At 72.0% G+C, this 12845-nt stretch carries 9 protein-coding genes and 1 pseudogene; 8 read left to right on the forward strand and 2 right to left on the reverse strand.

From position 1 onward, the window contains the following. Positions 1-17 precede the first annotated feature (17 nt). From dapF to ACGFY5_RS19005, 3 genes and pseudogenes are all read left to right on the forward strand, one after another. A pseudogene (gene dapF, locus ACGFY5_RS18995) lies at positions 18-875 on the forward strand (diaminopimelate epimerase); the annotation flags it as partial. A 746-nt stretch (positions 876-1621) separates the two neighbouring features. Next, entirely contained in the window at positions 1622-2455 is an 834-nt protein-coding gene (locus ACGFY5_RS19000) for an inositol monophosphatase family protein (RefSeq protein WP_392721412.1), read from the forward strand. Between the two features lie 40 nt (positions 2456-2495). Then, positions 2496-2915 carry a hypothetical protein gene (locus tag ACGFY5_RS19005; protein WP_392721413.1) on the forward strand — a complete coding sequence of 140 codons (420 nt, stop codon included), beginning with the start codon at positions 2496-2498 and terminating at the stop codon, positions 2913-2915. Between the two features lie 125 nt (positions 2916-3040). Here the strand turns inward: ACGFY5_RS19005 and ACGFY5_RS19010 are convergent, their stop codons facing one another. Next, positions 3041-4429, reverse strand: coding sequence for an NAD-dependent malic enzyme (locus ACGFY5_RS19010; RefSeq protein ID WP_392722536.1), 1389 nt, complete (start codon positions 4427-4429; stop codon positions 3041-3043). A gap of 282 nt (positions 4430-4711) precedes the next feature. Between ACGFY5_RS19010 and hflX the strand changes: the two genes are divergently transcribed. Both hflX and ACGFY5_RS19020 read left to right on the forward strand, forming a co-directional pair. Then, the gene (hflX, locus tag ACGFY5_RS19015; RefSeq protein WP_392721414.1) at positions 4712-6184 is read left to right on the forward strand and encodes a GTPase HflX; all 1473 of its coding nucleotides are present in this window, start codon (positions 4712-4714) and stop codon (positions 6182-6184) included. A 241-nt stretch (positions 6185-6425) separates the two neighbouring features. Continuing rightward, a complete protein-coding gene (locus ACGFY5_RS19020) occupies positions 6426-8675 on the forward strand; it encodes a hypothetical protein (RefSeq protein WP_392721415.1) in 2250 nt (749 codons plus the stop codon). 74 nt (positions 8676-8749) lie between these two features. Here the strand turns inward: ACGFY5_RS19020 and lexA are convergent, their stop codons facing one another. Then, entirely contained in the window at positions 8750-9550 is an 801-nt protein-coding gene (gene lexA, locus ACGFY5_RS19025; RefSeq protein WP_392721416.1) for a transcriptional repressor LexA, read from the reverse strand. A 351-nt stretch (positions 9551-9901) separates the two neighbouring features. Here lexA and ACGFY5_RS19030 point away from each other — a divergent pair, with 351 nt between their 5' ends. The 3 genes from ACGFY5_RS19030 (at position 9902) to nrdR (ending at position 12707) form a co-directional block, all read left to right on the forward strand. Further along, on the forward strand, positions 9902-10618 hold the full coding sequence (locus ACGFY5_RS19030) for a LysM peptidoglycan-binding domain-containing protein (RefSeq protein ID WP_392721417.1): 717 nt from the start codon (positions 9902-9904) through the stop codon (positions 10616-10618). Positions 10619-10661: 43 nt separating this feature from the next. After that, positions 10662-11969, forward strand: a complete 1308-nt coding sequence (locus ACGFY5_RS19035) for a B12-binding domain-containing radical SAM protein (RefSeq protein WP_392721418.1) — start codon at positions 10662-10664, stop codon at positions 11967-11969. A gap of 204 nt (positions 11970-12173) precedes the next feature. Beyond that, entirely contained in the window at positions 12174-12707 is a 534-nt protein-coding gene (gene nrdR, locus ACGFY5_RS19040; RefSeq protein WP_392721420.1) for a transcriptional regulator NrdR, read from the forward strand. The last annotated feature ends 138 nt before the right edge of the window (positions 12708-12845 follow it).

A 12845-nucleotide genomic window follows, 5' to 3' on the forward strand; every position in this document is an offset into this window, starting at 1 on the left:
CCCCAGTGAGCGGGCCGGTGCCGTTCGCCAAGGGCCACGGCACCGAGAACGATTTTGTCATCGTGCCCGACCCGGATGGCGTCCTGGAGATCCCGCCTCAGCTCGTGCGGGCCCTGTGTGACCGTCGCTCCGGCATCGGTGCCGACGGGTTGCTGCGTGTCGTGCGCTCCACCCGCATCCCGGAGGGCCTCGGGCTCGACGGTGAGTGGTTCATGGACTACCGCAACGGTGACGGATCCATCGCCGAGATGTGCGGCAACGGCATCCGGGTGTTTGCCCGGTATCTCGTCGAGGCGGGGCTGGCGAAGCCCGGGACGATGCGGATCTCGACCCGCGCGGGTACCAAACTGGTCGTCGTGCCGGACGGGCAGAGCGACATCACAGTCGACATGGGGCCGGCAGTGATCGGCTCGGAGGCCGTCGTGGAGGTCGGTGGCCGTTCGTTCGCCGGGATCTCGGTCTCGATGGGGAACCCGCACCTGGTGTGCGGCACGGTGCTGCCGGTCGCCGACCTCGACCTGACGTCGCCGCCGGAGTTCGACCCCGCGGCGTTCCCGACCGGCGTGAACGTCGAGATCGTGAACGTGCTGGCGGGGGATGCCCGGACGACGCCCGGCGTGCCGGCGCCGGACGGGTACGACCTGCGCGTGCGGATGCGGGTGTACGAGCGCGGCTCGGGGGAGACGCAGTCGTGCGGCACCGGTGCCTGCGCTGTCGGTGCGGTCGCACTGCGATCGGCGGGGAAGACGACCGGCCGGGTGGCCGTGGACGTGCCCGGCGGACGCGTGGCGGTCACCGTGACCACAGCGACGACGCTGCTCGAAGGGCCCGCCGTGCTGGTGGCCGGTGGTCAGCTGTCACCGGAGTGGCTCGCGAACGCCGCGGCCCGGCCCGCGGTGGCCCAGGCACCGTCCGAGCCCGAGGCTCCCCGCGCCCTCCTGGGCGAGGTCATCGACGCGACCCCCGACCCACCCCCACCCCCCGCCCACGCTGCCCCCAAGCACCCACCCCGTCCGGTCGCGGCCGAGGCTCCGCCGGTGGACGTCACGCCGGTGGACGCCGTGCGGGTGGACGCCGTGCGAGTCGACGTCGCGCCGGTGGTGGAGCCGATCGTCGAGTGGGTCCCCGAGGAGTCGGTGCAGGGCTGGGACCGCCCGCCCGCGGCCCACCGGCCGCAGCCGGTCGAGCAGGAGACCGCCGCGCGGGGGTGGGATCCCTCGTGGGAGCGGGTGCAGCACGGCCCGGCCCGGAGTGCGAAGGCCCCGGCGCGGTCCGTGGCGCCGTCGGGCCCGGTGCCCGGCGTCGAGCCGGTGTCACCGGCCGCCCCGGTCCGCCCCACCAGCCCGGCACCCCCGGTACGCCCGCTCGGGTCCCGGCGCCGCGGCGAGACCACCGGTTCCTGGGGAACCACCACACCGTCATCCGAAACGACCGGAGCCTGGAGCACCGTGCCGCAGACCGACACAACACAGGCCTGGAGGGGCGTCGATCCTGGCGTCGTCACCGGGGAACCAGTGGTCACGCCAGGACTCGGCGCACTGCTCAAGGCCGTGACCGCGCCGGTCGTCGAGGCGATCGCCGAGGAATCGGCCGACGAACAGCCCCCGGTCGGACCGCGCGCGTGAGCCTCGACACCGCGCAGCTGCGCGAACTGGCCGGCATCGCCGCCGAGGTCCTCGACGACGCCACCCCGTACTTCGTCAGCGAGATCGGCGCCAAGGAAGAGGTCGTCAAGGGCGTCGGCGACTGGGCCACCGCCGCCGACCTCGCCCTCGAACGTCAGATCACCGCCGCGCTCACCGAGCGAACCGGTCTGCCGATGCACGGCGAGGAGTTCGGCGGCCCCGACCTCCATACCGGCGTCACCTGGGTGCTCGACCCGATCGACGGCACCGCGAACTACAGCGCGCGCATCCCGCTCACCGGCATCGCGCTGGCGCTGGTCGAGGAGGGCCGCCCGGTACTCGGCCAGATCCGGCTCCCGCTGTTCGGCGAGTCCTACCAGGCGATCGACGGGGGGCCGCTCGAGCGCAACGGCGAGGCGATGCCCGAGCTGGCTCCCGGCCGGCTGGAAGACGTCACGATCGCGCTGGGCAACGTCGCACCGAAGGGAACGCACGGCGGGCCGACCCCGCGGTACCCGTTCCGCTTCCGGATGGCGCTGGCCAATGCTGTCGCGCACCAGGCGATGCGGGTGCGGATGTTCGGTTCGTCGGCGGTCGAACTCGCGTGGGCGTCCGCCGGAGCGGTCGGTGCTTCGCTGAACTTCGGCAACCACGCCTGGGACAACGCGGCCGGTGCATTGATGGTGCGGCAGGCCGGCGGGGAACTCCGCGACCTCGAGGGCGGCGAGTGGAGCCTGCGGAGCCGCTCGATCCTGGTCGGCCGACGGGGCGTCGTCGGCGAGCTCGCCGAGTTGATCGACGCGCTGGGGGATCCCGCCTCGTTCGCGTGAACCTCTTGCCCGGGTTGCGGGGGAGGTTCACCGTAGGGGCATGGAGATCTGGACGATCGAGGTTCTCGACGGCCGGTTCTCGGCGGACGTGTGGTCCGCGTCGCACCGCGAGCACCTGGTGGAGGCGGCGGTAACCCACGGAGCCAAGGACTGGCGCTGGGTGCGACGCGACTGGGGGCTGGTCCTCGAAGTCGAGTTCGACGACGTGGACGACTGGTTGCGGTTCCGGGCGACGCCCGCGGTGAAGGCCGCGCTGGACGCGGTGCCCGATCCCGTGAACGGGCTGTTCATCTACCTGGGGCCGGGCGGCAGCGCGGGCAAGCGCGCCCGCCGCCGCCCCAAACCCCGCCCCGCCGCCGGCGCCGCGGAGATCCCGGTGCCGACGCCACCGCTCATCCGCGCGACACCGACCCCCCACCTCCGCCCACCCGCGAACGCGCGGCTCATGGCGTCGGCATGACGCGGTAGCAGTGAAAGCGCCGCCAGGCGCGCCTTAGTCCTGACCTGGAGCCCGCTGAGGGCAGCGCTGACGCACGAGCGCGCCTGCGGGTCATGAGGAGGCGCGCTCGCGCGTCAGCGTTGTTCTCAGCGGGCCGCTTCCCGGCGGGCGGCTTCGGTTACTGCGGCGGCGACCGCGGGGGCGACCGACGGGTCGAAGACCGAGGGAACGATGACGCTCGGGTTGACCTTGTCGGCGCCGACCGTGTTCGCGATGGCCTCGGCGGCGGCCAGCGCCATCGGCAGCGTGAACTCACGCGCCTGAGCGTCGAGCAGGCCCCGGAACACACCGGGGAACGCGAGCACGTTGTTGATCTGGTTCGGCTCGTCGGAGCGACCGGTGGCCACGACCGCGGCGTGCTCGCGGGCTTCGCGGGGGTCGACCTCGGGGTCGGGGTTCGCCAGCGCGAAGACGATCGACTTGTCCGCCATCGTCGCGATGTCGTCACCGGTGAGCAGGTTCGGTGCGGAGACGCCGATGAACACGTCCGCGCCCCGGATCGCACCGGCCAGCGAACCGGAGTAGCCCTCGCGGTTCGTGTGCTCGGCCAGCCACTGCATGCTCGGGTTCAGCCCCTGCGACCCGACGTGCAGCGCACCGTCCCGGTCGCACGCGATGATGTCGCCGACGCCCTCGGCCAGCAGCAGTTTCATGATCGCGGTACCGGCCGCACCCGCCCCGGACACGACCACCCGCACGTTCTTCAGATCCTTGCCGACGACACGCAGCGCGTTGGTGAGCGCGGCGAGCACGACGATCGCGGTGCCGTGCTGGTCGTCGTGGAAGACCGGGATGTCGAGTTCTTCCTTGAGCCGCGCCTCGATCTCGAAGCAGCGCGGCGCCGCGATGTCCTCCAGGTTGATGCCGCCGTACACCGGTGCCAGCGCGCGAACGATCGACACGATCTCGTCGCTGTCGGTCGTGTCGAGGCAGACCGGCCACGCGTCGACACCGGCGAACCGCTTGAACAGCGCGGCCTTGCCCTCCATCACCGGCAGCGCGGCGGCCGGCCCGAGGTTGCCCAGTCCCAGCACCGCGGTGCCGTCGGTGACGACCGCGACCGTGTTCCGCTTGATCGTGAGGCGGCGGGCGTCCTCGGGGTTCTCCGCGATCGCCAGGCAGACGCGCGCCACCCCCGGGGTGTACGCGCGGGACAGCTCGTCACGGGTACGCAGGTTCACCTTCGGGGTGACCTCGATCTTGCCGCCGAGGTGCAGCAGGAACGTCCGGTCGGACACCTTGCGCACGTCGACGTCGTCCAGGGCGCGCAGCGCCGCGACGACGCTGTCCGCGTGCGGACCGTCGGAGGTGTCGCAGGTGAGGTCGACGACCACCCGGTCGGCGTCCGAGTCGACGACGTCCAGCGCCCGGACGACACCGCCGGCGGTGCCCACCGCGGTGGTGAGCGTTCCGACGCCGGTGGGGTCTGCGGGAGCGGCGATCCGGATGGTGATCGAGAAACCGGCACTGGGCATCGGCGTGGACACGGGTTTCCTCCGTCTGGCCGGCCCGTGCGGGGGCCGGGGATCGTCTGGTTCGGCGGGACTGGCGTCGGAATCCTTCCAGAACCCGCCTCGGCGGTGCGCTGAGGCATGGACGGCTCGGATTCGGGGAATCCGAGGGGGCCGGGTCTCGTTACCAACCGTAGACCCGGAGTTATAACGGGTGCCTTGGGCGCCGTGTTCGTGTCACCATGCGTTGCATCCGTCCCCCCACGAGAGGACCCCGCACTGACTACTGATGGAGTTGATCTGCCGATGAGCCCGACCCCCGATGCCGGACGTCGAGCCGGCTCACTCGGAGACAGCGCCATCCGGCTCCGCCCCGAGTTGTCCCCGGAGCTGCCGGACGACGGTGACCAGTTCGACCTCGAAGAGCGCAACGCACTGCGCCGGGTCGTCGGTCTCTCCACCGAGCTCGCCGACGTCACCGAGGTCGAGTACCGGCAGCTGCGCCTGGAGCGCGTCGTCCTGGTCGGTGTCTGGACCGAGGGCAGCGCGGAGGACGCCGAGAACTCCCTCGCCGAGCTGGCGGCGCTGGCCGAGACAGCCGGTTCCGAGGTCCTCGAGGGCCTGATGCAGCGGCGTGACCGGCCCGACCCGGCCACCTACATCGGTTCCGGCAAGGCGGCCGAACTCCGCGAGGTCGTGCTCTCGAGCGGCGCCGACACCGTCATCTGCGACGGTGAGCTCTCGCCCGCCCAGCTGAACGCGCTGGAGAAGGTCGTCAAGGTCAAGGTGATCGACCGGACGGCGCTGATCCTCGACATCTTCGCCCAGCACGCGCACACCCGTGAGGGTCGCGCGCAGGTCTCGCTGGCCCAGATGGAGTACATGCTTCCCCGCCTTCGTGGTTGGGGTGAGTCGATGTCCCGTCAGGCCGGTGGCGCCGGTGGTGGTGCCGGCGGCGGCGTGGGAACGCGTGGTCCCGGTGAAACGAAGATCGAGACCGACCGGCGGCGCATCCGCGAGCGGATGGCCAAGCTGCGGCGCGAGATCAAGGGCATGAAGCAGGCGCGGGACACGAAGCGGTCCCAGCGCCGGCGTCACGAGGTGCCGAGCGTCGCCATCGCGGGCTACACGAACGCGGGCAAGTCCAGCCTGCTCAACCGGCTCACGGGCGCCGGTGTCCTGGTGGAGAACGCCCTGTTCGCCACGCTCGACCCGACCACCCGGCGCGCCGAGGCGGCGGACGGACGCGAGTACACGCTGTCCGACACCGTGGGTTTCGTCCGGCACCTGCCGCACCAGCTCGTCGAGGCGTTCCGCTCGACGCTGGAGGAGGTCGCCGACGCGGACCTGCTGGTGCACGTCGTCGACGGTTCGCACCCGGATCCGATCGCCCAGGTCAACGCCGTGCGGGCCGTGCTCGCCGACGTCGACGCCGCGAAGGTTCCCGAGCTGATCGTCGTCAACAAGGCCGACGCCGCGTCGCCGGAGGCACTGCTGCAGCTGCGTCAGGCGTTGCCCGGTGCGCTGGTGGTCTCGGCGCACACCGGTCTCGGCATGGACGAGCTGCGGACGACGATCGAGGATCGGCTTCCGCGTCCGGCGCTGGAGCTGCACGTCCGGCTGCCGTACGACCAGGGCGGCCTGGTCTCGCGAGTGCACGCGGAGGGCGAGGTGCTCTCCAGCAAGCACACGGAGGACGGCACCGAGCTCCACGTCCGGGTGCACCCGGGGTTGGCGGCGGCACTTCAGCCCTATGCCGGTACCGCGCAGCACGCCTGACGGATTCCGGTTGAGTAACGACGATTCTCGCGATTTGTCGCTTACTGTGAGTGAGTGAACACCACAAACGGCGGGTCGATCAACTGGTCGGCCCGCCGTTCTGTCGTCCGAATAGTTGGTCGTTTTGCCTGAAAGGGCCAGCCCGTGAGGCGCCTCTCCGGGCGTCCTTCGTAACGCCACCGATAGGCCTTCGTTCGTCTGCAAGACTGGGGGCGTGACACGGTGTGGACGGATTCTGGCGGTGCTTCTGCTCGGGGTGGGCTTCAGCCTGCTTCCGGGCGGGTCGGCCGCGTGGGCCGCGCCGGAGAACGCCTGCACGGTCAACGACCCGAAGCTGTCCACGATCACCGGTCTCGTAGCGGTGGACGACGGCTATGCGGTGGTAACCGAAGGTGACGATTCGGGGTCGCCGGCTCAGATCTTCCAGCTCGACAAGGGCTGCGCAATTACCAACACTTTGACGTCGAGCAACGGCCGACGCGCTCCGGAGGACCTGGCGCGGACGTCGGACGGCTCGTTCTGGGTGGCTGACATCGGTGACAGCGACTCCGCGCCCGAGCGCGAGACGATCGCCGTCCACCTGTTCCCCACGTCGGGCGATCCGACGATCCAGCGGATGCGCTATCCCGACGGGGCGAAGAACGCCGAGGCGATGCTCGTCCAGAACGACAACGTGCCGGTGATCGTCACGAAGTCGACGACCGGCCAGGCCAAGGTCTACCAGGCCAGCCAGGGGCTGAGCGGGCCGTCGAAGTCCGCCGAGCAGGCCGTTCCGCTGACGCTGGTCGGCACGCTGACGCTGGGCGGCACCGAGCAGGTCACCGGTGGCGCGATGTCGCCCGACGGCAAGAAGGTCGCGCTCCGCACGTACAACTCGATCTACGAGTGGGACGTCGCCGGTGGTGACGTGGCCAAGACGTTGATCTCCGCGAAGTCGCGAAAGTCGGCGCTGACCGGCCAGCAGGGGGAGAAGACGGGCGAGGCGGTCGCGTACGCCGCCGACGGCAAGTCGTTCCTGACCGTCTCGAAGTCCGCGAACGCGGCGATCCAGCGCTTCGCGATCGGGGGCAAGTCGGCCGACACGGCGGCGGCCGACCCGGGTGGCGCCGACGCCGACTCCGGCGGCGGGTTCCTCTCGAGCATCAGCTTCTCGCAGATCACGACGCTGGTCGCCGTGGTCGGGGTGATCGGGTTGGCGTTGCTGGCGGTCGGCATCGTCGGGATCGTGCGGTTCCGGAAGCGGGCGGCGCTCGAGTCGATCAGCGGGCCGCCGCGGTCGGGTCCCCGGATGGGGATGGGGCCGCAGTTCGGTGGGCCGGATCCGGATGCGCCGGAATCGTCGTCGGAGACGATGAATCTGCCGCGCGTCACCGGTGCGGTGTACGGCGGGCGGCCCGAGCCGGCACGCGGAGGCGCGGCGGTTCCGCCGGCGCCACGGGGTGCGGCGCGGCCGGTGGGGCCCGGGAACCGGGTCGAGGCCGGGTTCCGCTCGGAGGGCCCGGCGTCCGGGGCCGCGTCGGTGTCCGGGGCCGCGTCGGTGTCGGGGGCGGCGTCGGTGTCGGGGGCGGCGTCGGTGTCGGGAGCCGCGTCGGTGTCCGGGCCCGCGTCGGGTGCGGCGCCGGTGTCGGGGCCGTCCGGGCGCGGCACGGTGTACGGAGCCGGCGGTGGATCGGGGCCCGGCCGCGGAAGTGGCTACGACGCCGAGTCGACCGGCGGCGGTCGCCGCTTCGACGGCGAGTCGACGGGCGGTGGCAGGCGTTTCGACGGCGAGTCCACGGGCGGCGGTCGGCGTTACGATGGCGAGTCGACCGGTGGCGGCAGGCGTTTCGACGGTGAGTCGACCGGTGGCGGTCGGCGTTTCGACGGTGAGTCGACCGGTAGTGGGCGGGTGCGGCGCCCGCAGGGGCCGCCGCCGGCGCGGCCGGCGCCCGGCGACCCGACGACGACCGGTGGTGGACGCGTACGGCGCGAGGCCCTGCCCCGCGATCCGGAGACGACCGGCAGCGGCCGGGTGAGTGGCGCGGCACGACCGGGCGGCAACCGCGGTGCGGCGCGGCCTGGTTCGGCACCGCCGCCCCCGGTGGACCGGTCCGCTCCGACCCGGGCCCGACGCGCGTCGCCACCCCCTCCTCCGGGCACGACGTACGGCGGCGGCGGGGGCGGCCGCAACCGTGACCGCGACTGGTCGGAGACCACCGGCGGCCGCGGCGGCCGGGACGGCGAGTGGTCCGAGACGAGCGGTGGCCGGCGCGGTGGCCGGGGCGACGGCGAGTGGTCCGAGACCAGCGGTGGCCGCGGCGGACGCGGCGACGGCGAGTGGGAGACGACCGGCAGCGGGCGGGCCCGCCCCCAGGGCGACCGCATGCGCCCGCCCCCGCCCCCCGGCGGCGATCGCGGCCGACCCCGGCGCGACGACGACGGTCGACCCCCGCCCCCGCCGGGAGCGGGACGACGCCCGCCGCTACCTCCGGACCGCGGCGCGGACTACTGAGTTCCGAACGTACGAAGGCCCGGCCCCCGCGAATCACATCGGGGCCGGGCCTTCGTACGTTCGCTGGCGAGCGCTCAGAGGCGGCGAAGCACCGTCACGACCCGACCGAGAATCGTGGCCTCGCCACCCGGGATCGGCTCATACGCGGCGTTGTGTGGCACCAGCCACACCTCACCGTCCCGCCGGCGCAGCCGCTTCACGGTGGCCTCGCCGTCGAGCATCGCGGCCACGATGTCACCGCTGTCGGCGTCGGGCTGCTGGCGCACGACCACCCAGTCACCGTCGCAGATCGCGGCCTCGACCATCGAGTCACCGACGACCTTCAGCAGGAAGAGGTTTCCGTCACCGACGATCTCGCGCGGCAGCGGGAACACGTCCTCCACGGCCTGCTCGGCGAGGATCGGGCCACCGGCGGCGATCCGGCCCAGGACGGGCACGTTCACCGGAGCCGGCCGACCGTCGATCTCGGCCGTCGGGTCCGAAGCCGCGCCGACCCCGCCGCCGATCTCGACGACCGTGTCGCGGCCGCTGCCTCCCGGCGTGCGGATGTCGACGGCGCGCGGCCGATTCGGGTCGCGCCGGAGCAGACCCTTCTCCTGCAGCGCCTGCAACTGGTACGCGACGCTGGACGGCGAGGTGAGACCGACCGCTTCACCGATCTCGCGGACGCTCGGCGGGTAACCACGCTTCTCGACCGAGTCGCGGATCACCTCGAGGATGCGGCGCTGGCGCGGACTCAGCGGCGTACCGGCGGTGGTGGTGCTGCGGCGCCCTCGGCGGCGAGGGGCGGCATCACCGGCGGGCTTGCCGCCGGCCGGTGTCGGAGTGGAGACGGCCTCGACCTGGCCGGCACCGGCGGTCGGCGCGGCGGTCACGCCACCGTCTCCATCCGTCGAGCTGCGGCCTTGTCGCGTCACGGTTACCTCCTCGTCTGACGGCACCGCCGCCGTCACCTCACCCGTTGACCGTAGACACTGTGGACGCGGATTTCAAACACACGTACGACATCGGCGCGTCGGAAGTGGGGCCGTGAGGGGGTGCGGGGGTGGTTCGTCGGCTGGTGTTGTCGGCTGGGCGCGCGGCCGAGGAGGTGTCGCGCAACCGGATCGAACATACGGTCGAACAATTGGCGTGGCAAGCCTGGTATCGAACTCCGGAACGTGGTAGAGATCGTACACGCGTTCGTTCGAACGCCCGTACGTGTACGGCTTTCCCCGGGGGTGCGTGTGGTCACGCTCAAGCTGGTGCCGACGCTGTCCGATGCTGACCAGCTCGATCCGTTCGAGCAGGCGATCCGAGCCGGTGCCGGTCGGTCGGCGCACGCGCTGGCCGCCAGCCGCGCGGCCCACCCCGCCGGCAAGGGCCGCGCCCGCCGTGCCGCCACCCTGCGCGCGGTACCGCCGACCGGGGCCGCGCGCCTGCCGCAGCAGCGAACGGCACGACCGGGCCCGGCTCGGTCCCGCGTGGTGCCGGCCGCCCCTCCGCGGGCGCGCGTGGAGGAAGAGCGGGGGCCGCTCGAAGACACTCGGCCGCGGGCCGAGGAGGAACGCTCCGGCGATCGCCGGCTCCCGCGGCGTGGCCCCGCCGCGGGGTCGGCGGCCGGAGCGGTACCGGCCGGACCGGTCGGCGCCCGCCCGGCCGGCACCGGATCGAAGCCGCTGCGGCTGACGAAGCGCGGGCGGGCGCTGATCCGCAGCGTGGTGCTGCTCGGCTTCGTGCTCGCGACCGTGTCGCTGACCGTCGCCACCCGCGCGGACGACGTCACGCCGGTGTCGTCGCGCAGCATGGTGGTCACCGAGCACGACACCCTCTGGACGATCGCCGAGGAGGTGGCGCCCGATCGGCCGCGCAGCGAGACGATGGACGAGATCCGCGACCTCAACGACATGACCGACGCCACTGTGCACGTCGGCCAGCGCCTGCTGGTTCCCGCGCCTCGGTAGGGTGGGTCCCCGGCGCGGACGGGCGCCGGAGCGGAGCGTGCACATGCGGGTGGCCCTGGTCTACGTCGGGCAGCCGGAGAGCGAGCTCCGCCCGGTCATGAGCCCACCGATCGGCCCGCAGCTGCTCGGCTCGCTCCTCCTCGAGCACGGCGCCGACGTCGAACTGTTCGACTCCCGCCTCCAGCCGGCCGACCGCCTGGTGTCCGCGCTGGACGACTTCGACCCCCGGCTGGTGGGGTTCAGCTACCTCTCCCCGAACGCCGACGAGGCGGTCGCGCTGGCCCGTGCGGTCCGCGGCCCCGGGCGCGTGCTGATCGCCGGGGGAGTGCACGCCAGCATCCACACCGACGCCACGGTGGCCACCGGCGCGTTCGACTGCGTGGTCCGGCGCGAAGGCGAGTCCGCGATCCTCGACCTCTACGACCGGGTCGTGGCCGGTGAGACGCTCCCTGCCATCGTGGAGGGCGCTCCCTGCGCCGACGTCGACGCGCTGCCGCCGTACGCCGACTTCGACTGCTACCGGGGCGTCTACGCGGAGTCCGACGCCTACCGGCCGGTCTACCTGCAGCTCGGGCGCGGCTGTCCGATGCAGTGCACGTTCTGCGAGCTGCCCAACCGGTCGGTGTTCGAGCCACCGCGGCGGCGGTTCCGCACCGTCGACACGGTGATGGCCGAGCTGCACGAGTACGTCCGGCGCTGGGGCGTGGACTTCGTGACGATCGCCGATCCGATCGCCACGCTCAACCTTCCGCTGCTGATGGGCGTCGTCCGCCGCATGGACGCCGAGCTGCCGGACGTCGGATTGATGTTCAACGGGCACGTGAACCGCTTCAGCCGGGCCCTCGCCGAATGTCTGGGCGAAGCCCAGGCCGGGCGCGACCGCGAGGGACAGCGGATCACCGTGTGGTTCGGGTTCGAGAGCGGCTCCCAGCGGCTGCTGGAGTTCATGCGCAAGCGCACGACGGTGGCCGACGGCGTGGCGGTGGCCGAGCTCTGCCGGGAGCACGACGTGCAGGTCGGTGCGAACCTGCTGCTCGGCGTCCCGACCGAGACCGACGAGGACTACGCGGCCCACCACGCGTTCATGGACACGATCAAGCCGACGTTTCCGAACCCCAACATCCTCAACCCGCTCCCGGGCACCGAGATGTACGACTACTGCGCCGCCCGGGGGCTCCTGCGCGACCCGGGCGACTACTCGATCTGGCGCGACACGGACATCGCCGCGCGGGGCGAGGGACCGGTGCTCGGCATCGACTACGAGCGGGTGCTGGCCACCTACCGGCAGTACCGCGGCGAGCCGGAGCCCGATCCCGAACCACGCTACCGGTCGTGGGCATCCGACGACTGAACCACAACAGGTTGTGGATAACTCCGCTTCCAGCGACACGCTGTGTCGCGAGTGACCCACCGGTTGTAGAAGTTGTCCGTGTTATGGGATGAACCCCGCGCGTCGGCTTGCGGTCGTGGGGCTGCAGGCCTACGGTTGCCACTAGATCTAGTGCTTACGAGCGTGTAACTCACCTACAGGTTGCGTCAGAGATTGGAGCACGCCGTGAAGTGCCCGTACTGCCGGCACCCGGACTCGCGGGTGGTTGATTCCCGCGAAGCCGAGGACGGGCAGGTCACTCGGCGGCGGCGCTCCTGCACGCGATGCTCCAAGCGATTCACCACGGTCGAGGAAGCAGTGCTGGCCGTCGTGAAGCGCAGCGGGGTCAGCGAGCCGTTCAGCCGCGCCAAGGTCGTCGCGGGCGTGCGCAAGGCCTGCCAGGGAAGGCCTGTCGACGCGGACGCGCTGGCGGTGCTGGCGCAGAAGGTCGAAGACGCCATTCGGTCGCGGGGCGCGGCCGAAGTGCCGTCGCACGAGGTCGGCCTCGCCATCCTCGGCCCGCTGCGGGAACTCGACGAGGTGGCCTACATCCGGTTCGCCAGCGTCTACCGCTCGTTCTCCTCGCTGGAGGACTTCGAGGCGGAGATCGCGACGCTCCGGGAGAGCCACTCGGTCGATATCCCTCGGCCGGTGGTCGATGTCACCGCGTCCCCGCCGGTACCGGCGGGCGACAGCGAGCTGGTCGACGCCAGTCCGTAGCAGTACTTGGCACGACACACGTGCGGTGGTTCGGCTCGGGGCGGATCCGAAACACCGAGTTTCTTCATGCAACAACGCGAGCGCGTCGAAGGCGTGCGCTTCGCCATGCCCGCGTGCGGGCTTCATAGATTGATCACG

It is taken from the genome of Cryptosporangium sp. NPDC048952 (genome assembly GCF_043197895.1).
Taxonomy (GTDB): domain Bacteria; phylum Actinomycetota; class Actinomycetes; order Mycobacteriales; family Cryptosporangiaceae; genus Cryptosporangium.

What these genes read in the sequence shown, in the direction of transcription:
- ACGFY5_RS19005 (WP_392721413.1), top strand. Translation starts at nt 2,496, where the DNA reads ATGGAGATCTGGACGATCGAGGTTCTCGACGGCCGGTTCTCGGCGGAC.
- ACGFY5_RS19010 (WP_392722536.1), bottom strand. Translation starts at nt 4,429, where the DNA reads ATGCCCAGTGCCGGTTTCTCGATCACCATCCGGATCGCCGCTCCCGCA.
- hflX (WP_392721414.1), top strand. Translation starts at nt 4,712, where the DNA reads ATGAGCCCGACCCCCGATGCCGGACGTCGAGCCGGCTCACTCGGAGAC.
- ACGFY5_RS19035 (WP_392721418.1), top strand. Translation starts at nt 10,662, where the DNA reads ATGCGGGTGGCCCTGGTCTACGTCGGGCAGCCGGAGAGCGAGCTCCGC.